The 26,125-nt window shown below is 74.9% G+C and carries 22 protein-coding genes; 15 read left to right on the top strand and 7 right to left on the bottom strand.

The window, feature by feature from the left end:
• Positions 1-16: 16 nt before the first annotated feature.
• From KVT14_RS14735 to KVT14_RS14725, 3 genes are all read right to left on the bottom strand, one after another.
• Positions 17-1,111 carry a sugar kinase gene (locus KVT14_RS14735; RefSeq protein ID WP_217616352.1) on the bottom strand — a complete coding sequence of 365 codons (1,095 nt, stop codon included), beginning with the start codon at positions 1,109-1,111 and terminating at the stop codon, positions 17-19.
• Positions 1,112-1,508: 397 nt separating this feature from the next.
• Positions 1,509-2,537 (bottom strand): LacI family DNA-binding transcriptional regulator, encoded by a 1,029-nt coding sequence (locus tag KVT14_RS14730; RefSeq protein WP_217616351.1) that lies wholly within the window; start codon positions 2,535-2,537, stop codon positions 1,509-1,511.
• 36 nt (positions 2,538-2,573) lie between these two features.
• Positions 2,574-4,037: a Gfo/Idh/MocA family protein gene (locus tag KVT14_RS14725; RefSeq protein WP_217616350.1), complete on the bottom strand. Its 1,464-nt coding sequence runs from the start codon at positions 4,035-4,037 to the stop codon at positions 2,574-2,576.
• 242 nt (positions 4,038-4,279) lie between these two features.
• On the opposite strand from KVT14_RS14725, the gene KVT14_RS14720 reads away from it, so the two are divergent.
• The 9 genes from KVT14_RS14720 (at position 4,280) to KVT14_RS14680 (ending at position 14,335) form a co-directional block, all read left to right on the top strand.
• Positions 4,280-5,227, top strand: a complete 948-nt coding sequence (locus tag KVT14_RS14720; RefSeq protein ID WP_217616349.1) for a carbohydrate ABC transporter permease — start codon at positions 4,280-4,282, stop codon at positions 5,225-5,227.
• A gap of 15 nt (positions 5,228-5,242) precedes the next feature.
• On the top strand, positions 5,243-6,157 hold the full coding sequence (locus KVT14_RS14715) for a carbohydrate ABC transporter permease (RefSeq protein WP_217616348.1): 915 nt from the start codon (positions 5,243-5,245) through the stop codon (positions 6,155-6,157).
• Positions 6,158-6,201: 44 nt separating this feature from the next.
• On the top strand, positions 6,202-7,530 hold the full coding sequence (locus KVT14_RS14710; RefSeq protein ID WP_217616347.1) for an ABC transporter substrate-binding protein: 1,329 nt from the start codon (positions 6,202-6,204) through the stop codon (positions 7,528-7,530).
• A gap of 78 nt (positions 7,531-7,608) precedes the next feature.
• Complete coding sequence (locus KVT14_RS14705; RefSeq protein WP_217616346.1) at positions 7,609-8,514, top strand: fumarylacetoacetate hydrolase family protein; 906 nt, start codon at positions 7,609-7,611, stop codon at positions 8,512-8,514.
• Positions 8,511-9,275, top strand: a complete 765-nt coding sequence (gene kduD, locus KVT14_RS14700; RefSeq protein WP_217616345.1) for a 2-dehydro-3-deoxy-D-gluconate 5-dehydrogenase KduD — start codon at positions 8,511-8,513, stop codon at positions 9,273-9,275. The genes KVT14_RS14705 and kduD overlap by 4 nt, the downstream gene beginning before the upstream one ends.
• A 76-nt stretch (positions 9,276-9,351) precedes the next feature.
• A complete protein-coding gene (gene kduI / locus KVT14_RS14695; RefSeq protein ID WP_217616344.1) occupies positions 9,352-10,182 on the top strand; it encodes a 5-dehydro-4-deoxy-D-glucuronate isomerase in 831 nt (276 codons plus the stop codon).
• Positions 10,183-10,194: 12 nt separating this feature from the next.
• Positions 10,195-11,364: a glycoside hydrolase family 105 protein gene (locus tag KVT14_RS14690; RefSeq protein ID WP_217616343.1), complete on the top strand. Its 1,170-nt coding sequence runs from the start codon at positions 10,195-10,197 to the stop codon at positions 11,362-11,364.
• Entirely contained in the window at positions 11,361-12,806 is a 1,446-nt protein-coding gene (uxaC, locus tag KVT14_RS14685; RefSeq protein ID WP_217616342.1) for a glucuronate isomerase, read from the top strand. Before KVT14_RS14690 ends, uxaC begins: the two co-directional genes overlap by 4 nt.
• The gene (locus tag KVT14_RS14680) at positions 12,803-14,335 is read left to right on the top strand and encodes a tagaturonate reductase (RefSeq protein WP_217616341.1); all 1,533 of its coding nucleotides are present in this window, start codon (positions 12,803-12,805) and stop codon (positions 14,333-14,335) included. The genes uxaC and KVT14_RS14680 overlap by 4 nt, the downstream gene beginning before the upstream one ends.
• A gap of 74 nt (positions 14,336-14,409) precedes the next feature.
• On the opposite strand, the gene KVT14_RS14675 is transcribed toward KVT14_RS14680, so the two are convergent.
• Positions 14,410-15,267, bottom strand: coding sequence for a Bax inhibitor-1/YccA family protein (locus tag KVT14_RS14675; RefSeq protein ID WP_217616340.1), 858 nt, complete (start codon positions 15,265-15,267; stop codon positions 14,410-14,412).
• A gap of 268 nt (positions 15,268-15,535) precedes the next feature.
• On the opposite strand from KVT14_RS14675, the gene KVT14_RS14670 reads away from it, so the two are divergent.
• Genes KVT14_RS14670 through KVT14_RS14655 form a run of 4 tightly spaced genes read left to right on the top strand, consistent with a single transcriptional unit; the run spans position 15,536 to position 19,587 of the window.
• Complete coding sequence (locus KVT14_RS14670; protein WP_217616339.1) at positions 15,536-16,504, top strand: ABC transporter ATP-binding protein; 969 nt, start codon at positions 15,536-15,538, stop codon at positions 16,502-16,504.
• Positions 16,501-17,325, top strand: coding sequence for an ABC transporter permease subunit (locus KVT14_RS14665; RefSeq protein ID WP_217616338.1), 825 nt, complete (start codon positions 16,501-16,503; stop codon positions 17,323-17,325). The genes KVT14_RS14670 and KVT14_RS14665 overlap by 4 nt, the downstream gene beginning before the upstream one ends.
• Positions 17,326-17,344: 19 nt before the next feature.
• Positions 17,345-18,892, top strand: coding sequence for a sensor histidine kinase (locus tag KVT14_RS23185; protein WP_217616337.1), 1,548 nt, complete (start codon positions 17,345-17,347; stop codon positions 18,890-18,892).
• On the top strand, positions 18,889-19,587 hold the full coding sequence (locus KVT14_RS14655) for a response regulator transcription factor (protein ID WP_308161091.1): 699 nt from the start codon (positions 18,889-18,891) through the stop codon (positions 19,585-19,587). Before KVT14_RS23185 ends, KVT14_RS14655 begins: the two co-directional genes overlap by 4 nt.
• Here KVT14_RS14655 and KVT14_RS14650 read toward each other — a convergent pair.
• Positions 19,567-22,749 (bottom strand): efflux RND transporter permease subunit, encoded by a 3,183-nt coding sequence (locus tag KVT14_RS14650; protein WP_217616336.1) that lies wholly within the window; start codon positions 22,747-22,749, stop codon positions 19,567-19,569. The two genes, KVT14_RS14655 and KVT14_RS14650, sit on opposite strands and share 21 nt — an antisense overlap.
• Positions 22,750-22,943: 194 nt before the next feature.
• Positions 22,944-24,176: an MFS transporter gene (locus KVT14_RS14645; protein WP_217616335.1), complete on the bottom strand. Its 1,233-nt coding sequence runs from the start codon at positions 24,174-24,176 to the stop codon at positions 22,944-22,946.
• A gap of 103 nt (positions 24,177-24,279) precedes the next feature.
• Here KVT14_RS14645 and KVT14_RS14640 point away from each other — a divergent pair, with 103 nt between their 5' ends.
• Complete coding sequence (locus KVT14_RS14640; RefSeq protein ID WP_217616334.1) at positions 24,280-24,738, top strand: MarR family winged helix-turn-helix transcriptional regulator; 459 nt, start codon at positions 24,280-24,282, stop codon at positions 24,736-24,738.
• A gap of 136 nt (positions 24,739-24,874) precedes the next feature.
• Positions 24,875-25,777 (top strand): siderophore-interacting protein, encoded by a 903-nt coding sequence (locus KVT14_RS14635; RefSeq protein WP_308161090.1) that lies wholly within the window; start codon positions 24,875-24,877, stop codon positions 25,775-25,777.
• Positions 25,778-25,781: 4 nt separating this feature from the next.
• Here KVT14_RS14635 and KVT14_RS14630 read toward each other — a convergent pair whose 3' ends face one another.
• Positions 25,782-26,096, bottom strand: coding sequence for a sulfurtransferase TusA family protein (locus KVT14_RS14630; RefSeq protein WP_217616333.1), 315 nt, complete (start codon positions 26,094-26,096; stop codon positions 25,782-25,784).
• Positions 26,097-26,125: the final 29 nt, after the last annotated feature.

Raw genomic sequence — 26,125 nt, 5'->3', positions numbered from 1 at the left:
CCGCCCGCGCGGCGGGTCACCACGCGATCGCCGCGGGGCGCAGCGCCGCCGCGGCGTGCACGTCGGCGAGCCGCCCCCGCGCCGCGTCGCCGGGCGTCGTCATCGCGAGCGCGCCCGACGCCACCCCGAGGTCGAGCGCCTCCGGGAGCGGCGCGCCGCCCAGCAGCCCCGCGACCAGGCCGGCGGCGAACGCGTCGCCGCCGCCCACGCGGTCCAGGATCTCCAGGTCGCCGTGCCCGACGGACGCGTGCACCCCGTGCTCGGCGGACCACCCGAGCGCTCCCCAGCCGTTGCGGGACGCGGAGCGCACCGCCCGGCAGGTCGTCGCCACGACCCGCACGCCGGGCGCGACGGCGCGGATCCGCGCCACGCCGCGCTCGAACGCCGCGCGCGCGGCCACAGGGTCCTCGGCGGGCGGGTCGTCCACGTCGGGGAACAGGTCCCACGCCGTGCCGATCAGCACGTCGCACGCGGCGGCGAGCGCCCGCGCCGTCGCGCACGCCTCCGCCCGGCCGCCGCGCCCCCGCCAGAGCGAGGGTCGGAAGTTGGTGTCGACCGACACCGGGACACCGAGCCGCCGGGCCTCCCGCGCGGCGTGCAGCGCGGTGGCGGTGGTCGTCGGGGACAGCCCGGCGAACACGCCCCCGGTGTGGAACCACCGCGCTCCGTCGAGCACGGCGGGCCAGGGCACGTCGCCGGGGGCCAGCCGGGAGGCGGCCGTCCGCGCGCGGTCGGAGACGCCCACCGCGCCGCGGGCGCCGTGCCCGCGCTCGGTGAAGTTCAGCCCGTTCCGGGCGGGAACCGGTCCCCCGGCCGGCAGCCAGCGGACCCAGCGGGTGTCCACGCCGGAGGCGAGCACCAGGTCCTCGACCAGCCGACCGACCTCGTCGTCGACGAGGGCCGTCACCACCACCGCGGGCAGCCCGAACGCGGTGCGCAGGGCGCGGGCGACGTTGTACTCCCCGCCACCTTCGTGCGCCGCGAACCCGCGCGCCGAGCGGATGCGCTGCTCTCCCGGGTCGAGCCGGAGCATCACCTCGCCGAGCGCGACGACCTCGGGCGCCCGGCCGCCGGACGGCGCCGCGGGCCGCGGGGAAGACGGGGACGACATGACCTCACCTCGCTGTCGGGATCGCCACCAACCTACCCGAGAAACCGGTTCCTCGACAGCCCCGATCCGCCGTACCGGGGCGCCGGGGAGATCGGCGGACGCGCTCGCTCCTGCGACCTACGCCTTCCCGCCTCGCCCTCGCCGATCGCCGTGGGCGGGGCCGGAAGCCGTAGGCGCGGTCGCGCGGGGCCGCGTCCGAGCGGGGGCGCGCCCGGCGCGCGGGAGAGGGCACATCCAGGCAGGGATGGGACATACCCAGGCCGCGCGGGGCACCGCCGCGAGGGTCACGTCGGCGCGGCGACACGCCCAGCCAGCGCGGGCGCGCGACAGGCCGGGCCGACGTGCAGCAGGGCGCGTCAGGCAGCGCCGCGCCCGCGCGCGGCTCCCCGCTCCGGCGTCAGCCCGCCGCGGGGGCGGTCGCCGACGAGGCCCGCGTCAGCAGCGCCGCCGGCAGCACCTCCGCGGCCCCGCGCACGTCGACGCCGGCATCCGGCGCCGGCTCCGCCTCGCCCGCGATCCGCGCGTGCAGCCGCGCCCACGCGCGGGCCCCGATCTCGTCGTACGGGACGTGCACCGTCGTGAGCGACGGCGTGGCGTACCGGGCCAGCTCGATGTCGTCGAACCCGACGACCGACAGCGTCCCGGGCACGTCGACGCCGAGCTCGTGCAGGTGCCCGAGCAGCCCGAACGCCACCTGGTCGTTGTACGCCACGACGGCCGTCGCCTGGGTGGCGAGCGCCGCGTGCGCCAGTGCGTAGCCCTCGGCGACCGTCGCCCCGCACGCGAGCGTGAAGAACCGCACGTCGCCGAACGCCAGCCGGGCCCGGCCGAGGCCGTCCAGCCGGGCCGTGTTCGACGGGCTGGACTCCGGGCCGGACAGGTAGGCGATCGCCCGGTGGCCGAGGCCGACCAGGTGCTCGACGACGCCGTACATCGCCGGCGAGTAGTCGACGTTGACGCTCGGCGTCGCCGACCCCGGGACGGTGCGGTTGACCAGCACCACGGGGTCGACCTCGTCCAGCACCTCGGCCAGGACCTCCTGCGACATCCGCGGGGCGACGATGACGAGCGCGTCGCACCGGGCGCGCGTGCTGCGCACGATGTCGGCCTCGTCGCGGTCGGGCCCCGCCGTCTCGGCGACCACGACGCTGTACCCGTGCCGGTGCGCCCCGTCGGCGACCGCGCGCAGCACCGCCTGGAACATCGGGTTCGCGAGGTCCGGCACGACGATCCCGACGGCGAGCGTCCGGCCGAGCGACAGCGAGCGCGCGGTGACCGACGGCCGGTAGTGCAGCTCGGCGGCGGCGGCGCGCACCCGGCGGGTCAGCTCGGCGTCGACGGTGCTGCCGTTCATCACGCGCGAGACGGTGGCCCGGGAGACCCCCGCGGCCGACGCGACATCGCTGATCGTCGCGCCCGTGCGCATCGGTCCGCTCCCTTCCGCCGGACGGCGCGCCGCGGCTCAGCGCGCGCTGCCCAGGTCGAGTGCGCCGATGCTAACAGCGTGGCCGGTCCGCAGGGACTCGCCGGCCGCGATCCCGACGGAGACCGACCGCAGCCCGTCGCGGTACCCCGCCGCGCGGCCGAGCGGGTCGTCCTCGAGCCGGAGGTCGCGGCGGAAGACGTCCGCGAGCAGCAGCGCGTCGCCGCCGCCGTGCCCGCCCTCGCCCCGCGGGATCGGCACCTCGCGCGCGCCCTCCCAGTGCCGCTGCACCACCAGGTGCTCGCCCTCGGGGCGCGACGGCGCGACCGGCACGGCGTCCGGGTTGGCCGACGGGTCGAGCACCACGCGGCCCTCGGCGTCGACCGACACCGCGCCGCGCTCGACCACGGTCAGCTCCGCCCGCCCCTCGGTGCCGTTGACGGCGACCGAGTACCCCTCCCAGGGGCAGTGCGCGTTCAGCGCGTACGTCATCGAGACGCCGGAGCGGTAGTCGACCACCAGCGACAGGTCGTCCTCGATCGAGATCCCCTCGGTGAACACGTCCCGGTCGCGCAGGTAGCCGTCGTGGTGCTCGGCGTCGAGGTAGAGGCCCTTCAGGCGGCGGTCCGCGCGCAGGTCGAGCGCCCACGGGTCGCCGGTGGTGCCGGTGCCGCGCTCGGGCCGCGGCCCCAGCCCGCGCGCCTGCGCGTTGTCGTGCCCGTAGAACCGCAGGCCGCCCGAGGCGAACACCCGCTCGGGCTCGTCGTCGAGCCACCAGCCCACGAGGTCGAAGTGGTGCGACGACTTGTGCACCAGCAGGCTCCCGGAGCGCTCGCGGTCCCGGTGCCACCGGCGGAAGTAGTCCGCGCCGTGCACGGTGTCCAGCAGCCACTCGAAGTGCACGCTGGTCGGCCGCCCGATCGCCCCGGACGCGATGACCTCGCGCAGCGCGGAGTTCCGCGGGGCGTACCGGTAGTTGAAGGTCATGACGAGGTCCCGGCCCGTCGCGGCCACGGACTCCGCGATCGCCCGGCACCCGTCCGCGGTGGTCGCCATCGGCTTCTCCAGCACCACGTCCGCGCCCGCGGCCTGCACCCGCGTGACGTGCTCGGCGTGCAGGTGGTCGGGCGTCGTCACCACCACCACGTCGACCGCCTGCTCCGCGACCATCCGCTCGAGGTCCGCCGGGAGGTACCGGGGCAGGCCCGCGGGTCCGTCGAGCCCGAGCGCCGTGCCGACCTCGGCGTCGTAGAAGTCGACGCGGCCGGGGTTCGGGTCGCACCACGCCACGAGCTCGGCGACGTCGCGGTGCGCGCCGGTGATCGCCCCCACGTACATGCCCGCGCGGTGGCCGGTGCCCAGCACCGCGTACCGCCGACGCCGCCGGCCGGCGGGGACCGGCGCGAACCGGGTCGCCACCTGCTCGTCCGCGTGCGGGGACGAGGAGGCAGACGGGCGGGGCGCCGTCGGGTTCTGGTCGAGCGGGGCGGGAGGGGGCGTCATCGCACGGGCCTTTTCGTCAGAAACGGGTTTCTCACTCGTCACCCTACCCAGGCGCGGCAGCGCCGCGCAGCACCGCCTCGGAACCGGGACCTCGGTCCCAGTTCTGCCCCTGGATCTCGCCCTGTCACGAGATCTGTCGCCCGATCCGGCGTCCCGGGCTGGACACGGGGTTCACCCGTTCGGGTAGCGTCCGGAACCGGTTCCTCAGAACCGTTGCAGCCAGACCACGAGGAAGTGTGTCCATGACAGCACTCAACGAGCTCCGCACCATGCGCAGCAAGCGGGGCGGCGCGAAGATCGCGGCCGTCTCGAACCTCCGCAAGTCCGATCAGCGTGCGGCGCTGGCGTTCCTGGCCCCCTGGTTCCTGGGGCTGTTCGGGATCACCCTGATCCCGCTGGTCGCGTCGCTGGTCCTGGCGACCACCGACTACGACCTGCTGACGTCGCCCACGTTCATCGGGCTCGACAACTTCACGGCGATGCTGACGGACACCCGGCTGCACGAGTCGCTCCGGGTGACGTTCCTGTACGTCGTGACGGGCGTCCCCCTGCAGCTGGTCGTGGCGCTCGGCCTGGCCGTGCTGCTCAACCGCGGCCTGCGCGGGATGACGTTCTACCGGTCGGTGTTCTACCTGCCGTCGCTGCTCGGCAGCTCGGTGGCCATCGCGATCCTGTGGCGCCAGGTGTTCGGCGAGGACGGGCTGTTCAACGCCTTCCTCGGCCTGTTCGGCATCCAGGGCATGGGCTGGGTCTCGCACCCGGACACCGCGCTGTGGACCCTGGTCCTGCTGCACGTGTGGACGTTCGGCTCCCCGATGATCATCTTCCTCGCCGGCCTGCGGCAGATCCCGGAGATGTACTACGAGGCCGCCTCGCTCGACGGCGCCTCGCGCTGGCGGCAGTTCCGCTCGGTGACGCTCCCGCTGCTCAGCCCGATCATCTTCTTCAACCTCGTGATGCAGGTGATCATCGCGTTCCAGTCGTTCACCCAGGCGTTCGTGGTGTCGAACGGGACGGGCGGGCCGTCGGACTCGACGCTCTTCTACACCCTCTACCTGTACCAGGAGGGGTTCACCAACCTGCGCATGGGCTACGCGGCCGCCATGGCCTGGGTCCTGGTCCTCATCGTGCTCGTGCTGACCGCCATCAACTTCTGGGCCTCGAAGTTCTGGGTCTTCTACGAGGACTGAGAGGAGTCCAGCGCCATGACCACCACCACCTCCCCCGACCTGCCCACCCGCATCCGCCGCCTCGCCGACGACAGCCCTGTCCGCCCGGGCCGCGAGCGCTGGCGCTCGGTCCTGCGCACCGGCACCCGGCACGCCGCCATGATCATCGCCGCGGTGATCATGATCTACCCGCTGATCTGGCTGCTCGGCAGCTCGTTCAAGCCGACCGAGCTCATCTTCCGCGACCTGTCGGTGCTGCCGACCGAGTGGGACTTCTCCAACTACGCGAGCGGGTGGGAGGCCCTGTCCCAGCCGTTCGGCCGGTACATGCTGAACTCCGCGGTCATCGTCGCCGGCTGCCTGCTCGGCAACCTGGTGACCTGCTCGATGGCGGGCTACGCCTTCGCCCGGCTGCGGTTCCGGGGCCGGAACATGTGGTTCGCGATGATGCTCATCAGCATCATGCTGCCGATCCACGTGATCATCGTGCCGCGCTACATCATGTTCCAGCAGATGGACTGGATCAACACGTTCTGGCCGTTGATCGTCCCGAAGCTGCTGGCCACCGACGCGTTCTTCATCTTCCTGATGGTGCAGTTCTTCCGCGGCATCCCGAACGAGCTCGAGGAGGCCGCGCGGATCGACGGCTGCGGCCACCCGCGCATCTTCTTCTCGGTGATGCTGCCGAACGCCGTCCCGGCCCTCGCGACCACGGCGATCTTCACCTTCATCTGGACGTGGAACGACTTCTTCAGCCAGCTCATCTTCCTGACGCGGGACGAGATGCGGACCGCGCCGCTGGCGCTGCGCCTGTTCCTCGACCCGGCGACGGGCAGCAACTGGGGACCGATGTTCGCGATGTCGATCGTGACGCTCGTCCCCATCTTCCTGGTCTTCCTCTTCGGTCAGCGGTACCTGGTCCAGGGCATCGCGACGACGGGGATGAAGTGATCAGCCGCACCGCAGAGCACGACTCGACGACGAGAGGGACGCTGATGCAGGTAGGACGAGGGACGGCGCGCGCGCGTCGGCTGGGCGCGGCCGTCGCCGCCACGGCGATGGCCGTGACGCTGGCCGCGTGCGGGAGCTCGGACAGCCCGGGCACCGGGGGCGGCACGAGCGGGTCCGACGACCCGGACCAGGTGACGATCACCTTCGCCTGGTGGGGCTCGGACACGCGGCAGCAGATCACCGAGGAGGTGATCGCAGCCTTCGAGGCCGAGTACCCGCACATCACGGTCCAGCCCGACTTCACGAGCTGGGACAGCTACTTCGAGCGGCTGAACGTGGCGGCGGCCGGCGGCAGCCTGCCGGACGTCATCACGCAGCAGGAGCGCTTCCTGGCCGAGTACGCCAGCCGCGGGCTGCTCGCGGACCTCCGCGAGCTGGACATCGCGACGGACGCCATCGACCCGTCGGTGATCGAGTCCGGCGAGGTCGACGGCACGTTCGTCGGGATCGCGACCGGGGTCAGCAGCCACGCGCTGGTCACGGACCCGGCGATCTTCGCCGAGGCGGGCGTCGACCTGCCGGACGACACCACCTGGACCTGGGACGACTACGAGGCGGTCGCGAACGCGATCTCCGCGGGGTCCGGGGGCGAGCTGTTCGGCGTGCAGAACTACAGCTTCCTCGAGGTCGTGCTGAAGATCATGGCGCGGCAGAACGGCGAGGAGGTGTTCACCGAGGAGGGCGAGCTCGGCGTCTCGGTCGACACCGTCGAGGCGTGGTTCCAGCGCTCGGTCGACCTGATGGAGTCGGGCGGCGAGCCGTCCGCGTCGGTGTCCACCGAGATCAACGCCGCCGGCGTCGAGGGCTCGCTGCCCGCGACCGGCCAGGGCGCGATGGCGTGGTTCTGGTCCAACCAGCTCGACGCGATCCAGAGCGCCGCCGGCCGCGACCTGCAGCTGCTGCGGCCGCCGGGCGAGGCGGACGGGGTCCGGACGGGCGCCTACCTGTACCCGACGATGTACTACTCCGTCGCCGAGTCCAGCCCGCACCCGGAGGAGGCCGCGCTGCTCGTCGACTTCCTCATCAACTCGACGACCGCGGGCGAGCTGATCCTCATGGACCGGGGCCTGCCGTCCAACACCGAGGTGCGCGAGGCGGTCCTGCCGCTGCTGTCGGACGCCGACCGCGTCGGCGCGGACTTCGTCGCCGAGATCGAGCCGACGATCGTCGACGGGACCCCGGTCCCGCCGGTCGGCGCCGGCGAGACCACGCAGATCACCCAGCGGGTGAACTCCGACGTGCTGTTCGGGCGCATCACCCCGCGCGAGGCCGCGGAGCGCTGGCTGGACGAGGTCGGCGCGGCGATCTCCTGACACCCGGGTCGGGGCTCGCCCGCCGCGCGAGCCCCGGCCCCGTCCCCGCACCCCCACCCCGACCCCAGGGAGACCCCCGTGCGCCTCGTGAGCCACCACGCCGGCGACGCCGTCCGCCCCGGCGCGCTCGTCCCCGGACCCGGCGGCGACCGGCTCCTCGACCTCTCCCCCGCGCTGCCCGGCCGCGCCGTGGTCGACGTGCTCCGCGACCCCGCGCTGCACGCCGCCGCGCAGGCCGCGGTCGACGCGGCGGACCCGGCCTGCCTGCCGGACGCGGCCTCCGTCCGGCTCGCGCCGCCGGTGCGCCCCGGCACGATCCTGTGCCTCGGGCACAGCTACGCCGGGCACCTCGGCCGGGACCGCGCGCCCGACGACGTCCCCGAGCACCCGAACGTGTTCGTCAAGACCGCCAACACCCTGTGCGGCCCCGACGACCCGGTGGTGCTCCCGCCCGCCGTGCGGCACGCCGACTACGAGGGCGAGATCGCCGTCGTCGTCGGGCGCCGCGCGCACCGCGTCCCGCTCGCCGAGGCCGAGGCGCACGTCGGCGGGCTCACGCTGTTCGACGACGTCTCCGCCCGCGACTGGCAGTCCCGCACCTCGCAGTGGACCCTCGGCAAGTGCGTCGACGGCTTCGGCCAGCTCGGCCCCGCCGTCGTCACCGCCGATGAGGCCCTGCCGATCACGGGGCGCGAGCTCACGGTCGAGCGCGACGGCGTCGTCACGGTGCGGTCGAGCACCGACGCCCTGGTGTTCTCCCCCGCGTTCCTGATCCACCACCTCAGCCAGGTGCTCACCCTCGAGCCGGGCGACGTCATCGCCACCGGCACCCCCGCCAAGCTCCCCGAGGCGGCCGCCGCGCACGTGCCGCTGCGGCACGGCGACGCCGTGACCATCGCCGTCACCGGCCTCGGGTCCCTCACCACCACCTTCGTCGCCGGCGCGTCGTCGGCGCCCCGCCCCACCCCTGGAGGCCCGCAGTGATCCTCGACTCCTTCCGCCTGGACGGGACCGTCGCCCTCGTCACCGGCGCCGCCCGCGGCCTCGGTCGCGGCGCCGCGCTCGCGCTCGCCGAGGCCGGTGCCGACGTCGCCCTGCTCGACCACGTCGCGGGCACCGAGACCGCCGAGACCGTGCGCGCGCTCGGCCGGCGCTGCCTGGTGCTGGAGCGCGACCTCGTGCACGCCGCGCCCGAGGACCTCGACGCCGACGTGCAGGCCGTCGTGGACGGGCTCGGCCGCGTCGACGTGCTCGTGAACAACGCCGGCATCATCCGCCGCGCGCCGCTGCTGGAGCACGCCGCCGCCGACTGGGACGACGTGCTGGCCATCAACCTGGACGCCGTGTTCCACCTCTCCCGGTCGGCGGCCCGCCGGTTCGTCGACCAGGGGAAGGGCAAGATCATCAACATCGCCTCGATGCTCGCCTTCCAGGGCGGCGTCCTGGTCCCGGGCTACACCGCGTCCAAGCACGCGGTCGCGGGCGTGACGAAGGCCCTCGCCAACGAGCTCGCCCGGCACGGCGTCAACGCCAACGCGATCGCGCCCGGCTACATGGCCACCGACAACACCGCCGCCCTCCGCGCCGACGAGGTCCGCGAGCGCTCGATCCTCGACCGCATCCCCGCCGAGCGCTGGGGCACGCCCGCGGACCTGCAGGGCGCGTTCGTGTTCCTCGCCTCGGCCGCCTCCGACTACGTCAACGGCGCGGTCCTCCCCGTGGACGGCGGCTGGCTCGTCCGCTGACGCGCCCCGCGCCGCCCGACCCGCACGCGCCCCGCGCCGCCGCACCCCGCCCGACCCATCCCAGGAAGGCCCCCTCGTGGAGAACCGCTACGCCACCGGACCCGACCAGATCGCCGGCCTCGACACCGCCGGGCTGCGCGCCCGGTACCTGGTGCCCGACCTGTTCGTCCCCGGCGAGGTCCGCCTCGTCCACACCCACCACGACCGCGTCGTCCTCGGCGGCGCCGTCCCGGCCGGGCGGCGGCTGCCGCTCGAGGCGCCCGACGGCCTGCGCGCGGGCTTCTTCCTGGAGCGGCGCGAGGTCGGGATCGTCAACGTCGGCGGCCCGGCCGTCGTCGAGGCCGACGGCACGACGTACGAGCTGCCGCCGCGGGCCTGCCTGTACCTGGGCCGCGGCGTGCGGGACGTGACGTTCGCCGACGCCGCCGAGGGCTCCGGCGCCCGGCTCTACCTCGTCTCGGCCCCCGCGCACACCGCGTACCCCGCGGCGCGCGTGCTGCCGGAGGAGGGCACCGTCCGGGAGCTCGGCGACCAGGAGACGTCGAACCGCCGGACCCTGCGCCAGTACCTGCACCCGGACGGCGTGCGCACCTGCCAGGTGATGATGGGCGTCACGACGCTGCACCCGGGCTCGATGTGGAACACCATGCCGGCGCACACCCACGACCGGCGCACCGAGTGCTACCTGTACGTCGACCTCCCCGAGGACGCCCGGGTGATCCACCTGCTCGGCCGGCCCGAGGAGACGCGGCACCTCGTCGTCGCCGACGGGCAGGCCGTGATCTCGCCGTCCTGGTCGATCCACGCGGGCGTCGGCACCGCGGCGTACTCGTTCGTGTGGGCGATGGCCGGGGAGAACCAGGCCTTCGACGACATGGACGCCGTGCCGCCGGCCGCGCTGGCCTGAGCGGGGGACGCGATGACCACGCAGACGACCCCGGACGCGCCGACCGGCCGCAGCTACGGCACCGCACGCACCCGCTGGGCGGTGCTCGGCGCCGACACGCTGCTCGCCCGCGAGCCGCTGGTGAACCTCCGCGACCGCTGGGAGTACGAGGACGGGCTGGTGCTCGACGGCGTCCGCGCCGTGCACGCCCTGACCGGCGACCCTCGGTACGCCGCGTACATCCGGCGGAACCTCGACCACTTCGTGCGGGAGGACGGCTCGATCCTCGGGTACGCGCGCGCCGAGTACAACCTCGACCACGTGAACAACGGCAAGGCCGTCCTGGGCCTGCTCGCGGAGACCGGCGAGCGGCGGTACCGCCTCGCCGCGGACCGGCTGTTCCAGCAGCTGCTCCGCCAGCCGCGGCTGCGCGCCGGGACGTTCTGGCACAAGCAGATCTACCCCGACCAGGTCTGGCTCGACGGCCTCTACATGGGCTCGGTCTTCTACGCCCGCTACTGCGTTCTGGCCGACCGGACCGACCTCCTGGACGACGTGGTGCTGCAGTTCACCACCGCGTACGACCTCACCGTGGAGGGCCCGTCCGGGCTGTGCCGGCACGCCTGCGACGAGTCCCGCCGGATGGGCTGGGCCGACCCGGGCACCGGGCGCTCGCCGCACGTGTGGCTGCGCGCGCTCGGCTGGTTCGTCATGGCGATGGCCGACGTGCTCGATCACCTGCCCGCCGAGCACCCCGGCCGCGCGCGCATCCGGGACCAGCTCGAGGACGTGCTCACCGCCCTGCTGCGGGTCCGGGACCCGCGCACCGGCCTCTGGTACCAGATCCCCGACCAGGGCGACCGGCCGCTGAACTACCTGGAGTCCTCGGGCTCGTTCATGGTCCTCGCCGCGATCGCCAAGGCGCTGCGCCTCGGGTACCTGGCGGGCGACCGCTGGGAGCAGGCGCTGGAGTCCGGCTGGGCGCACGCCACCGAGCAGTTCCTGTCCGTCGACGCGCGGGGCTGGGTCAACGTGCACCGGATGTGCCAGGTCGCGGGCCTCGGCGGACAGCCGTACCGCGACGGCTCCTACGCCTACTACATGAGCGAGCCCGTCGTGACGAACGACCACAAGGGGGTCGGGCCCTTCCTGCTCGCCGCCGTCGAGATGGACCGCCGGCACGGCCTCGGGGCGGCCCGGTGACCGCCCCGGCCCGTCCCGAGGGCGCCTGGACCCTGCACCCCGACCGCGCGCTGCCCGCCGACCCGGTCACCCGGCCGGTCGCCCGGGAGATCTACCGCGCCACCCGCGACCTGCCGCTGGTCGCCATGCACGGACACGTGCCCGTCGAGTGGTTCGCCGACGACGCGCCGTTCCCCGACCCGGCCCAGCTGCTGGTGGTCCCGGACCACTACCTGGTCCGGATGCTCGCCTCGCAGGGGGCCGGCATCGAGGATCTCGGCGTCGCCCCGGTGGCCGCGGACGCGGGCGTCGTCGCCGAGACCGACCCGCGGGAGGTCTGGCGGCGGTTCTGCGCCGGGTGGCCGCTGTTCCGCGGCACCCCGACCCGGTTCTGGCTGGAGACCGAGCTGGTCGAGGTCTTCGGTGTCACCGAGCGGCCGAGCGCCGCGACCGCCGACGCGCTCTACGACCAGGTGCAGGCGGCGATCGACGACCCGGCGTTCCGGCCGCGGGCGCTGCTCGACCGGTTCGGCATCGAGGTGATCAGCACCACCGACCCGGCGTGGTCGACCCTGGACGCGCACGCCCGGCTCGCCGCCGACGGTCTCGGCGACCGCGTCGTCCCGACGTTCCGGCCGGACGCCCTGCTCGCCGTCGACCGCCCGGGCTGGCGCGCCGACCTGGAGCGGCTGGGCGAGGCGGCCGGCACGGACGTCGGGTCGTACGCCGGGTACCGGGAGGCGCTGCGGGTGCAGCGCGCGCGGTTCAAGGCCGCCGGCGCCCGGGCCTCCGACCACGGGCTGCTCGGCACGCGCACCACCCCGATGACGGACGCCGAGGCGGAGCGGGTGTTCGCGGCGGCGGTGCGCGGGGAGGTGACGGCCGCGGACGCCGACGCGTTCGCGGGCCACATGCTGTTCCAGATGGCGGCGATGGCCGCCGAGGACGGCCTGGTGCTGCAGCTGCACCCGGGCGTGCTCCGGGACCACGACCCCGCGGTGGCCGCGGCGTTCGGCCCCGACAAGGGGTACGACATCCCGGTCGCGACGGAGTGGACCCGCGCCCTGCGCCCGCTGCTGGCGGCGTTCGGCCGGCACCCCGGGTTCCGGACCATCCTGTTCACGACCGACGAGTCCGCGTTCTCCCGCGAGCTCGCCCCGCTGGCCGGCGTCTACCCGTCCGTCCGGCTCGGGGCGCCGTGGTGGTTCCTCGACGCCCCCGACGCCATGCGCCGGTTCCGGGAGGCCGTGACCGAGACCGCCGGGTTCGCGAACACCTCGGGGTTCGTCGACGACACCCGCGCGTTCGTGTCGATCCCGGCCCGGCACGACCTCGCCCGCCGCGTCGACGCCGGGTACCTGGCCCGGCTCGTCGTCGAGCACCGGCTCGACCTCGACGAGGCGGTCGACACCGCGGCCGACCTCGCCTACCACCTGCCCCTGCGCGCCTACGAGGCCTCATGACCACGACGTCCCCGCCCGGCCCGGCCGGGCTCCCCGACCCCGCCACGCTCCCCGACCCCGCCGGGCCCGCCGACCCCGCCGGGCTCCCCGTGCCCGACGCGGCGACCGTGCCCCGGGACGAGCTGCCGCTCACCGTGCTGCAGTTCGGCGCCGGCAACTTCCTGCGCGCCTTCGTCGACCAGATGGTCCAGGGCGCCAACGACGCCGGCGTCACCCGGCACGGCGTCGCGGTCGTGCACGCCACGCCCGGCCCGGACCGCGCGCTCGACCTGCTCCGCGAGCAGGACGGGATCTACCACGTGCTGCTCGAGGGCGTCCGCGCCGGCGAGCCCGTCCGGCAGGTCACCCGGGTCACCGCGATCCAGCGCGTCGTGCGGGCCCACGAGGAGTTCGCCGCCTACCGCGCGACCTACCTGGAGCCGTCGCTGCGGGTCCTGGTGTCGAACACGACCGAGGCGGGCATCGCCTGGGTCGAGGGCGACGACCTCGGAGCCACCCCGCCCGCGTCCTTCCCCGCCAAGGTCACCGCGCTCCTGCTGGACCGGTTCCGGCACTTCGGCGGCGACCCGGCCGCGGGCCTGCACGTGGTGTGCTGCGAGCTGATCGAGGACAACGCGAGCACCCTGCGGCGGTACGTGCTCGCGCACGCGGCGGCGAACGGCCTGCCCGACGCGTTCGTCGCCTGGGTCGAGCAGGCCTGCACGTTCCACGACACCCTGGTCGACCGGATCGTGCCCGGCTACCCGCGTGACGAGATCGACGACGTGCACCGGCAGATCGGGTACGCCGACCGGCTCGTGGTCAAGGGCGAGCTCTACGGCGTGTGGGCCGTCGGCGGCGACCCGGCGCTGCGCGAGGTGCTGCCGCTGGACCGTGCCGGCCAGCCCGTCGAGTTCCTGCCCGACGTCCGGCCGTACCGGGACCGCAAGGTGCGGGTGCTCAACGGGATGCACACGGCGCTGAGCCCGCTCGGGCTGCTGCTCGGGGAGGACGGCGTGCGGGAGACGGTGGCGCGGGCGGACGTCGCGCGCTACCTCGACCTGCTGCTGGACCGCGAGGTCCTGCCGTCGCTCGCCGAGGACCCCGAGGCGCTGCGCCGGTTCGCCGCGACGATCCGCGAGCGGTTCACCAACCCGTTCCTGCACCACCGGCTCGCCGACATCGCGCTCAACGCGCTCGCGAAGTACCGCGCGCGGAACCTGCCCGTGCTGCTGGAGGCGTGGCAGGACGGCCGGGAGGCGCCCGCGACGGCGTTCGCGCTCGCCGCGCTCCTGGTGCTCGACTCCGGGCGGCTCGGGCCCGCGGGGTTCGAGCCCGCCGACGACCCGGGACCCCTCGCGCTCGCGCGGGCCTGCGACGACGGCGACCTGGCCGGGTGGGTCCGCGGGGTGGTGGTCGCCGCCGGGATGCTGCCCGCCGACGACCCGCGGCTGGGGCGCCTCGCGGACGAGGTGGCCGGGCACGCCGGGTCGATCCTGCGCCGCGGTGCCGAGGCGGCGCTGGCGGACCTGCTGGCGGACGCGGGCTGACCGCGCGCGCCCGGGACGACGACGGCCCGCGCCCCCTCCCGGGGACGCGGGCCGTCGTGCGGTGCGGGTGCGGGTCAGTCGCCGCCGCGGAGGATCGCGAGGATCCGCAGGATCTCCAGGTACAGCCAGACCAGCGTGACGATGAGGCCGAACGCGGCCGACCAGGCCATCTTGGCCGGGGCGCCCTGCTCGACGCCGCGCTTGATCGCGTCGAAGTCCATGATCAGGCTCGCGGCCGCGAGACCGACCGCGAACAGGCCGGCGACGACCCCGATCGCACCGCTGCGGAGCGGGCCGAAGCCGTCGCTCGACACGAAGAACATCATCACGACGTTGACCAGCGAGTAGGCGAGGTAGCCGACCATCGCGATGAGCAGCCAGCGCGTGAACTTCGGGGTGACGCGGACCCGGCCGGACTTGAACAGGAACAGCGCCGCGCCGAACGTCGCGAACGTGGCGATGACGGCCTGCAGCACGATCGGCTGCACCGACTGCCCGTCGAAGGTCATGTTCTGGAACGCCAGGCTGATGCCGCCGAGGAACACGCCCTGCGCCACGGTGTACAGCGTGATCAGCAGCGGGCTCGGGTTCTTCTTGAACGCGTTCACCAGGCCGAGCACCAGGCCGACGACCGCGCCGATCGGCCACAGGCCGGGCGCGACGTTCCAGGTGGCGGCCGCGACGACGACGAGCAGCGCGAGCAGCCCGCCCGTCTTGATGATGACGTCGTCGTAGGTCAGCCGGCCCGTGTCGCGGGTGGTCGCGGCGGGCGCGCCGTACATCTGCTCCAGCGACTGCGCCTCGACCACCGGCCCGGTGGCGGTGGCGCCGTACGCGCCGGGTCGCGCCGCGGTCTGCTGCGCACGTCCGCGGTTCCCGCGGGCGCGCGGGTCGCCGAAGACGGCGCTGTTGTTGAACACCGGGTTGGTCATCGGTCCTCCAGGGTCGGTTCGCGATCGAGCCGGCAGTGGCACTGACCCTAGAACGCCGCGACCCCCACGGAAGTTCCCCGGGCCACGCACGGACCCAGGACCATCCCGGCGGCCGACCCCGCGGGCCCCGGGGTCATCCCCACGGCGGAGGGCGTCGGCCGTGGGGGCGAGCCGGCCGCCCCGGAGGATCGGCCCCACGGACGTTCCGCGACGCGGCGCGGATCCGTAGGTTCGTGCCGTACCCGGAGAACACCCCTGTGAGGACACCATGATCGAGGCAAGAGGACTGACCAAGAGGTACGGCCAGAAGACCGCCGTCGCCGGCATCGACTTCACCGTCCAGCCCGGCAAGGTCACCGGCTTCCTCGGCCCGAACGGAGCCGGCAAGTCGACCACGATGCGGATGATCATGGGCCTCGACCGGCCCACGTCCGGCACCGTCACCGTCAACGGCCGCCCGTACGCGCGGCTGAAGTCGCCGCTGACGGAGGTCGGTGCGCTGCTGGACGCGAAGGCGGTGCACTCCGGCCGCTCCGCGACCAACCACCTGCGCGCCGTCGCCGCCACGCACGGCATCGGCCGAAAGCGGGTCGACGAGGTCATCGAGATGACCGGCCTGCAAGCCGTCGCGGGCAAGCGCGTCGGCGGCTTCTCCCTCGGCATGGGCCAGCGGCTCGGCATCGCCGCGGCTCTGCTCGGCGACCCGCGCACGCTGATCCTCGACGAGCCGGTCAACGGCCTGGACCCCGAGGGCGTGCTGTGGGTGCGCAACCTGGTCAAGCACCTGGCCTCCGAGGGGCGGACGGTGTTCCTGTCCTCGCACCTGATGAGCGAGATGGCGCTGACGGCGGACCACATCCTCGTGATCGGTCGCGGCCGGATCATCGCGGACGCTCCCGTCGCGGACATCGTCGCGGGTGCCTCGGGCACCCGGGTCCGCGTGCGCAGCCCCCAGGCGAGCCGCCTGGCCGAGCTGCTCCAGGGACCGGACACCACCGTCACCTCGGTCGAGGCCGGGCTGATCGAGATCACCGGCGCGACCGCCGAGGCCGTCGGCGAGCTCGCCGCCCGCGACGGCGTCGTGCTGCACGAGCTCACGCCCGTGGCCGCGTCCCTGGAGGCGGCGTACATGTCGCTGACCGCCGACGACGTCGAGTACCACTCCGCGCCCACCGGCGCGGGCACCACCGTCCAGCCGGGGCAGCCCGCCCCCACCCCTCAGGAGGCCCGGCGATGAGCGCCACCGCAACCGTCCCCGCGACCCGCGCGGCCGCCCGTCCGACCAGCGACGCCCGGGTCACCTTCGGCCGCCTGCTGTGGTCCGAGTGGATCAAGCTGTGGTCGCTGCGCTCCACCTGGTGGGTGCTGCCGATCACCGTCGTCGCCCAGGCCGGCATCGCCTGGCTGATCGCCTACTTCGGGACGCAGGAGTTCGGCGAGGGCGGGATCGACTACACGATCACCGCGGCCGACATCGTCGGCGGCCTGCAGTTCGCCCAGCTCGCGATCTGCGTGCTCGCCGTCCTGGCGATCACCGGCGAGTACTCCACCGGCATGATCCGCAGCACGCTGTCGACGTCCCCGACCCGCACGCCGGCGCTGCTGGCGAAGGGCCTGGTCGTGATCGTAGTCGCGTTCGTCACCGGCGTCGTCGCGACCCTGGTGTCCTGGGCGGTCACCTACCCCGTTCTGGGCGAGGCGCACCGCGTGGACCTCGGGCTGGAGATGAACCAGCGCATCTTGCTCGGCGCCCCGCTGTACCTCGCGGCCATCGCCCTGCTGGCCTACGCGATCGGCGCCCTGCTGCGGCACTCCGCCGGTGCGCTCGCCGCGGTGCTCGGCCTGCTCCTGGTCGTCGAGAGCGTGTTCGCGCTGGTGCCGTGGACCTTCTTCGAGAAGATCAGCCCGTACCTGCCCATGTCGGCCGGGTCGCAGCTGGTGTTCACCGACAACCCGGACGCCGTGCTCGGCCCCTGGGAGGGCTACGGCGTCCTCGTGGCCTGGGGCGTCGTCCTCCTGGCCGCCGCCGCGGTCCTGCTCCGCCGCCGCGACGCCTGACCCGCGCCGCACGCCTAGGGTGGCCCCGTCCCGAACCCGGGGCGGGGCCACCGCCGTCCCGCCACCCGTCCGCCCCTCTTCCCCGGAGGACCCGCTGAGCACCCCGGATCCCGCCCCCGCCGCGTTCACCGAGCTGGACGCGCGGCGGCTCGGCCGCGTGCGCCGGTTCTTCGCCGTGCACCCGCGGGCGTCGGACGTCCTGGTGTGCGCGCTGTTCGCCCTGTCGGCGATCTCGTCCGTGGGGCCGGCCGTCGAGAGCGCGGGCCCGAACGTCGGGTTCGCCGAGGACAAGGTCGTCCTGTCCGGCGCGGTGGCCGGCCTGTCCGTCGCCCTGACGACGCTGGCGCTCGTCGCGCTCTGGTTCCGCCGGCGCTGGCCGGTCCGCGTGACCCTGGCGCTCGGCGTGGCGGCGGTGCTCCAGGTCCTGCTCACCGGGTCGGTGGGCGCGTGCGACGTCGCGTTCGCCCTCGCCCTGTACGTGGTCGCCGCGACCCGGCCGCAGCGCCAGGGCTGGCTGCTGCTGGGCGGCACGACGCTGACCGTGCTCGGCGCCTTCCTGCTCTGGGGTGCGGTGCTCCGCGCGGACGGTGCGCGGCTGAACGTCGACATCGGCTCGATCCTGGTCGCGGGGCTCGTCGCCCTGGCGGTCGGCGCCAACGTCCGCAGCCGCCGCCTGCACACCCGCGCGCTGGTCGAGCGGCACCAGCAGCTCGTGGACGCCGGCGAGCAGCACGCGAAGCTGGCCGCCGCGGCCGAGCAGACCCGGATCGCCCGCGAGATGCACGACGTGGTCGCGCACGGCCTGACGGTGATGATCGCCCTGTCGGACGGCGCACGGGTCGCCGTCCGTCGGTCCCCCGACGACGCCGTCGCCGCGCTGGACCTGCTGTCCGAGACCGGGCGCACGGCGCTCGCCGACATGCGCCGGATGCTCGGCGTGCTGCGCGGGGCGGACGTCCCGCTCGAGCCGCAGCCGGGCTCGCAGGACCTGGAGTCGCTGGTCCAGCAGTTCCGCGCGGCCGGGCTCACCGTGCACCTGACCACCGCCGGACCCGCCCTGCCGGGCGACGCCGCCCTCGCGCTGACGGTCTACCGCGTTGTGCAGGAGTCCCTGACCAACGCCCTGCGGCACGCCGGCGGCGGCGCCCGGGTGGACGTCCTGGTCCGGCACGGCGCCGGGCGGGTGGGCATCGAGGTCGTCGACGACGGCGGCGTCGCCGACCCGGTGGCCGACGTGGCGTCCGAGCCCGGCCGGCTGAGCCGCCTGGGCGAGCGGCTGGCCGACCGCCGCGACGACCCGCTCGCCGCCCGCACCGACGCCGAGGGGGTCGCGGTCGCGGTCCCGCCGACGCCGGCGGCGCGCGGCGGCCGCGGGCTGGTCGGCATGCGCGAGCGCGCCGCGGTCTACCGTGGCTCCGTGGCCGCCGGGCCGTACCGGACGGGGTGGCGGGTGCACGTCGAGCTCCGCACCGACGACCTCGCCACGCCGGCACCTCCGGCCACGCCCGCCCCGCCCGCGCCGTCCGGCGCACCCGCTCGACCCGCCCCGACCGAGGAGCCCGCGTGACCACGACCGAGGACGGCGCGGCCGCCGCGCCGATCCGCGTCCTGCTGGTGGACGACCAGCCCCTGCTGCGCATGGGCTTCCGCCTCGTGCTCGACGACGAGGACGACCTGACGGTCGTCGGCGAGGCGGGCGACGGCGCCGAGGCGCTGCGGCAGATCGCCGCGCTCGACCCCGACGTCGTGCTGATGGACGTCCGGATGCCCGGCACCAACGGGATCGAGGCCACCGAGCGGATCGTCGCCGCCGGCTCCCGGTCCCGGGTGCTCATCCTCACCACGTTCGACCTGGACGAGTACGCGTTCGCCGCCCTGCGCGCGGGCGCGAGCGGCTTCCTGCTCAAGGACGCCCGCCCCGCCGAGCTCACGGCCGCCATCCGCGCCGTCGCCACCGGCGACGCCGTCGTCTCCCCGCGGGTGACCCGGCGGATGCTCGAGCTGTTCGCCGAGGAGCTGCCGGGCGAGCAGGCCGCCGCCGCGCCGCGCGGCGACGCCCGGGCGGACGACCTCACCCAGCGCGAGCGCGAGGTGCTGCTCGCCGTCGCCGAGGGGCTGTCCAACGCCGAGGTCGCCGAGCGGCTGTTCCTGTCCGAGGCCACCGTGAAGACCCACGTGGGGCGGATCCTCGCGAAGCTCGGGGTGCGGGACCGGGTGCAGGCGGTGGTGTTCGCCTACGAGTCAGGCCTCGTCGGGCGCTGACGCCCCCGCGGGCGCGACCGCGTGCCGGCCGCCCTGCTCCGGGACGCCTCCGTCGCCGGGGGCGCGGCGCTCGCCGGCGGCCGCCTCCGCCTCCACGCGCGTGAGCCGCTTCCGCTCCCCGCGCCGCTCGGTCAGCGTGTACAGCACCGGCACGAGCACCAGGGTCAGCACCGTCGAGCTGAGCAGGCCGCCGATGACCACGATCGCCAGCGGGCGCGAGATGAACACGCCGCCGCCGGTCAGCCCGAACGCCATCGGCGTGAGCGCGAAGATCGTCGCCGCGGCGGTCATGACGATCGGCCGCAGCCGGTGCCGCGCGCCCTCCACCACGGCCTCGTCCAGGCCGAGCCCGTCGCGGCGGTACTGGTTGACCAGGTCGATCAGCACGATCGCGTTCGTCACCACGACGCCGATCAGCATGAGCACGCCGATCAGCGCCGGCACGCCGAGCGCGGTCGACGTCGCGAGCAGGCCGAGCAGCGCGCCGGTGGCGGCGAACGGCACGGACACCAGCAGCACGACCGGCTGCCGCAGCGACCGGAACGTCGCCACCATCACCACGTAGACGATGGCGATCGCGATCAGCAGCGCGAGCCCGAGGTCGGCGAACGCGTCGGCCTGGTCCGCCGACACGCCGCCGATCGTCACCGACGCCCCGTCCGGCACGTCGATCCCGTCGACCGCGGTCTGCAGCGCCGCGGTCAGCGTGCCGAGGTCCTGGCCCGCGGGCGTCGCCGACACCGTCGCGGCGCGCTGCCCGTCGATCCGGGTCACCGACGTCGGCACGTCCACCACGTCGACCGTCGCCACCGCGGACAGCGGGACGACGCCCGCGGCCGACGGCAGCACCAGCGCGCGCAGCTCGTCGACCGTCGCCGGCGCCGTGCCCGTGCGGACCACCACGTCGACCGGGCCGGTGCCGAGGTCGACCTGCCCGACGGCCTGCGGGCTGAGCATCCCGGCGAGCGTGCCGGCCACCTGGGTCTCGGTGAGCCCGGCGGCAGCGACCGCCGCGCGGTCCACGTCCACCCGCACCGTCGGCTGCTCGGCGGCGAGGTCGTTCGTCACGTCCGCCGTGCCCTCGGTGCCGCGCACCACGTCCTCGACCTGCGCCGCGAGGTCCGCGAGCGTGCCGGTGTCGGCCGCCTGGACCACCACGTCGACCGTCGAGCTGCCGTACGCGGCGTCGCCGCCGGCCACCGTCAGCTCGGTGCCGTCGGCCGCGGCGACGTCCGAACGGATCGCGTCCTGCACCTGCTCGGGGTCCGCGTCCGCGTCGAGGGTCAGGGCGTAGCCCGCCGAGGGCGCGCCGCCACCGCCGAAGAACGCCGCGGCGCCGCCGGCGGAGCCGACCGTCGTCTGCACCGTCGCCACGCCGGCCAGGTCGCCGAGCTGCTGCTCCACGTCGCGCGCCGCGTCGTCCTGGGCCGCGAGCGAGGTCCCCGCCGGGAACGCCTGCGTCACCGAGACGGTGTCCTGGCCGGTCGAGTCGAGGAAGTTCGTCTCCAGCCGCGGCACCAGCGCCAGGGTGCCGCCGAACACCGCCACCGCGAGCCCGATCGTCCACACCGGGTGCGCGACCGCCGTGCGGAGCGTCGCCAGGTAGCCGCGCTGCATCCGGCCGTTCCGCTCGCGCTCCTCGACCGCCTCGCGGTCGGCGGCGCCGCCCTTCGCCGGGCGGAGGAACCAGTACGCCAGCACCGGGACGATCGTGAGCGCGACCAGCAGCGAGGCCGTCATCGCGATCGCCACGGTCAGGGCGAATGGCCGGAACAGCTCGCCGACCATGCCGCCGACCAGGCCGATCGGCAGGAAGACCGCGACCGTCGTGATCGTCGAGGCGGTGATGGCGTCGGCGACCTCGCGGACCGCTGTGAGGATGGCGGTCTGCTTCCGCTCGCCGTAGGACAGGTGCCGCTTGATGTTCTCGATGACCACGATCGAGTCGTCGACCACGCGGCCGATCGCCACCGTCATCGCGCCGAGCGTGAGGATGTTGAGCGAGTAGCCGCTGACCTGCAGGCCGATGAACGTCACCAGCAGGGACAGCGGGATCGAGATGGCCGACACCAGCGTCGAGGCGACCGAGGCCAGGAACACCAGGATCACCACCACGGCGAACAGCAGGCCGAGGCCGCCCTCCGTCGCGAGGCCGTGGATCGACTCCTCGATGAACGGCGCCTGGTCGAACACGACGGCGACCTGGCCCTCGCCGAGCACGCCGGACAGGTCGTCCAGCGCCTCGGTCACGCCGTGCGACACCTCGACCGTGTTGCCGTCCGGCGTCTTCGTGATCGCGATGCCGAGCGCAGGGCTGCCGTCCAGCCGCGAGTACGACGTCGGCTCCTCGGTGCCCTCCGCGACCGTCGCGACGTCGCCCAGCGCGACCGTCCCGCCGGCCGGCGTGGCCAGCGGCAGCGCGCGCAGCTCGTCCACCGAGGTCAGCGGTGCGCCGACCTGCACCTGGAGCGTGCGGTCCCCCTCGTCGACCGTGCCCGCGGGCAGCGCCACGCCGTAGTCCTGCAGCAGCGTGGTGACCGCGGCCGGGGAGACGCCCGCCGCCGTGGCCGCCGCCAGGTCCAGGTCCACGGTCACCAGCTGCTGGGCCGTGCCGGTCAGCGTGACGCCCCGGACGCCCTCGACCTCCTGCAGCCGCGGCAGCACCTGGTCGTTGAGCGTGGCCACGAACGCCGGGTCGAGGTCCGCGCCGTCGCCGGCCGCCGCCCCGCCGCTCACCGCGAGCTGCACCACCGGCAGGTCGTCGATCGACCCCGTGATCACCTGGGGGTCCACGCCGTCCGGCAGCGAGGACGACGCGGCGGACAGCGCGCGCTGCACGTCCTGGGCCGCGTCGCCGGTGTCGGTGCCGTACTCGAGCATCACCGTCGTCGTGGAGATCCCGGACGACGCGGTCGACGAGATCTCCTCGACCCCCGCGACGCCCGCGAGCGCCGCCTCGACCGGCTCGGTCACCTGCTGCTCGACCAGGTCGGGCGAGGACCCGGGCGACACGGCCACGACCGCCACCGTCGGGATCTGCAGCGACGGGATGAGCTCCTGCTTCAGCGAGCCGAGGCTCACCAGGCCGAACACCGCGATCGCGGCGGTGATCAGGGCGATCACCGCGCGGTTGGCGAGGGAGAGCCGGGTCAGGCGGGACATGCGTGCTCCACGGGGGGTGCGGCCGGGGCGGGCCGGTCTCAGGGCTGACGTGCGCGCTCGGGTCCGCGGGGGCGGTCCGGGCACGGCACGACCGCGCAGCCCGGCCGTCGTGGCCGTGCGCGCGGTCGTGGGGTGAACGGGTGGGCCGGCCGGCTGGTTCCCTCACCGGCCCACCGCTGCGGCACCGGCGGGGCTCAGGCCTCGCCCAGCGCCTCCTCGGGCGCGCCCTCGACGGCGCGCGCCGCGCGGTCCCACTGCCGGAAGGTCAGCCGCTCGCCGACGGCCGCGGCCATCGCGCGGCCCTTCCAGGCGAACGCCACCACGCCGATCAGCAGCACCGCCGCGCCCACCCAGTACGGGGCCGTCGCGCTGACCGGGTGCAGCAGGCCGGCGATCACCGGCGCGGGGGCCGCGAAGCCCCAGCGGACCAGGTTGAACGCCGCGGTCGTGGTGCGGCGCTCCGCACCGCCGAGCCCGAGCGCCAGGTCGGTGAGGTTCGCGTTCGCGATGCCCATGCAGACGCCGGCCAGCACCAGCACCACGACCGACTCGGCGGTCCCGGCGCTCGTGGCGAGCAGCACGAGCGCGACCAGCAGGCCGCCGATCGCCACGCCGACCGTCGCCACCGCGCCGATCCGGTGCGCGAGCCGGTGGCCGACCACCAGGATGCCGACCGCCAGGCCGATGCCCCACGCGGTGAACACCAGGCCGAGCGGGATCACGTCCAGGCCGAGGAACACCGGGGTGTAGCCGAGCACCACGAAGAACACGAAGTTGTACGCGGCGGTGACGACGCAGAGCGTGCGGAACGCCGGGCGGCGGAACGGCTGCCACACGTCGCGCAGGGTCAGCGCGGTCGGCGGGTCCTGCGGGTCGCGGAGCCGGGTGATCGACATGCCCAGCGCGATCAGCATGAACACGCCGCACGCGGCGAACGGCACCCGCCAGGAGATCTGGCCGAGCAGGCCACCGATCAGCGGGCCGACCGCGAAGCCGAGGCCGACGCAGGTCTCGAACAGCTCGACCACCCACTCGCGGTCGGTGGCCAGCGCGACCAGCAGCACCATCGCGGTCGCGAAGAACATCGCGTTGCCCAGGCCCCACAGGCCGCGGAGCACGGCGAGCTCGAGGATGTTGCCGGACAGGGCGGCGAGCACCGCGGCCGCCGCGACGACCGTGACGCCGGTCGCGAGCACCTTGCGGTAGCCGTACCGGCCGGTCGCGATGACCGCGGGGATCATGCCCACCGCCATCACGACCAGGTACGCGGTGAACAGCAGCTCGATCTGCCAGGTGGAGGCGCCGATCTCCTCGCCGATCACCGGGAGGATCGGGTCGACCACGGCGATGCCGGCGATCGCGAAGAACGCGGTCAGGGCCGTGGCGAAGATGGCGGTCTTGTTCGGTTCGGGGTGCCGACTGGGCATGCGCGTCCTCAGGAAGTCGTCGTCGGGTATGTCTGTACTATACAGCCTTATCGCCCGGCGGGACGTGGCAGACTGCCCGGGCCGACCCGAGGACGAGGTGACCATGCAGCCGGACGACTCCCTGCGCACGATCGAGGCCCAGGTGGCCATGCTGCTGCGGCTGTCCGACCGGACCCGCCGCGCCGGCGCCCGCGCCCGCGGGGAGATCGAGCGCTCCGCGTACCTCGTCCTGGGCGTCCTCGCGGAGGAGGGGCCCACGAGTGTGAACGCCATCGCGGACGCCCTGCGGCTCGACCCGTCCACCGTCACCCGGCAGGTGCTCGCGATGGAGCAGGCCGGCCAGGTCGTGCGCGCCGCCGACGCCAGCGACGGGCGGGTCACGCTCGTCCGGCCCACCGAGGAGGGGCTCGCGGGGCTGGAGCGCACCCGCGACGTCCGCGCGCGGCTGTACGGCGAGGTCCTCGACCACTGGTCCGCCGACGACCGGGCCGACCTCGCGCGGCTGCTCACCCGGCTCAACGCCGACGTCGACACCTGGGGACGCGCGCACGGCAGCCGGTGAGACGCGCCCCGCCCCCGCGTGACGCGCCGCTGCCGACCACCTACGCTCGACCCGACGCGCCGGCCACGCCCCCGGGCCGCACGTCCCCGCACGCCGACCCGTCCGGCACCTCGAACCACTGGAAGGTGCTCCCCGCGTGACCTCGACCGAGCCCGTGACCACCCCGCGCCGCCCGCCGCGGACCGCCCTGCGCGCCACCGTCGTGCGCGCCGAGCACCTCAGCCCGGCGATGGTCCGGATCACCCTCGGCGGCCCCGGCGTCGCCGGCTTCGCGCCGTCCCCGCACGCGGACTCCTACGTCAAGCTGGTGTTCCTGCCGGGCGTCGGCGCGACCACCTCGGGCGCCGACGTGCTCGCCGCCTGGACCACCCCCGACGGCCGCGTCGACATGGAGGCCGCCCGGGCGGCCCTGCCGCCGGAGCACCAGCCCCGGATGCGCACCTACACCGTCCGCGGGTTCGACGACCTCGAGCTCACCCTGACGATCGACCTGGTCGTGCACGGCGCCGACGGCATCGCCGGCCCCTGGGCCGCCACCGCCGCACCCGGCGACGAGGTCGTCGTGGTGGGCCCGGGCGGCGGCTACTCCCCCGACCTCACCGCCGACCACCACCTGCTCGCCGGCGACGCCTCGGCGCTGCCCGCGATCGCCGTCGCGCTCGAGCGCCTCGGGGGCGCAGCCTCCGGGCACGCGGTCCTCGAGGTGCACGACCAGGCCGAGCAGCAGGCCCTGCACGTCCCCGACGGCATCGCCCTGCACTGGGTGCACACCGGCGACGCCGCGCCCGGCGCGCGGCTCGTCGAGGCCGTCCGCGCCCTGCCGTGGCCGGTCGGCCGGGTGCACGCGTTCGTGCACGGCGAGGCCGGGTCGGTGCGGGAGCTGCGGCGCTACCTGCGCGTCGAGCGCGGGCTCGGCAAGACCGACCTGTCGATCTCCGGCTACTGGCGGCTGGGGGCCGACGACGAGGGCTGGCGCGCGGGTAAGCGCGACTGGCTGCGCGGGATCGAGGACGCCGAGGCGGCCGCGGGGCTGGACTGAGGGCTCAGGCGTCCGGGGCCACGTGCCAGGGGCGGTCCGGGTCCGTGGGGCGCGCGTCCGCGGCGACCTCGATCGCGTAGGTCGCGGGAGGCGGCCCGTCCGGCACCGGCCCGAGGTAGCGGTGGCCGGTCATCCGGCACCACGCCGGCAGGTCGATCGGCGCCACCGGGTCCGACGTCGTCAGGTGCACGACGGTGCCGCCCGGCAGCTCCCGGGCGCGGGCCCGCAGCAGCACGAGGAGCCGGGCGCAGCCGAGGTCGCCGCCGTCGAGGTGCACGGGGGCGCGGGGCGCGGTCGCGTCGTCGGGCGGGGTGGGCACGCCCGGACTGTACCGAGCCCGCCGGGGTC

The organism is Cellulomonas sp. GbtcB1 (assembly GCF_019091725.1).
Lineage (GTDB): Bacteria > Actinomycetota > Actinomycetes > Actinomycetales > Cellulomonadaceae > Cellulomonas.
The sequence above is the reverse complement of the archived record's forward strand: the minus strand, read 5'-3'. Positions and strand labels throughout refer to the sequence as shown.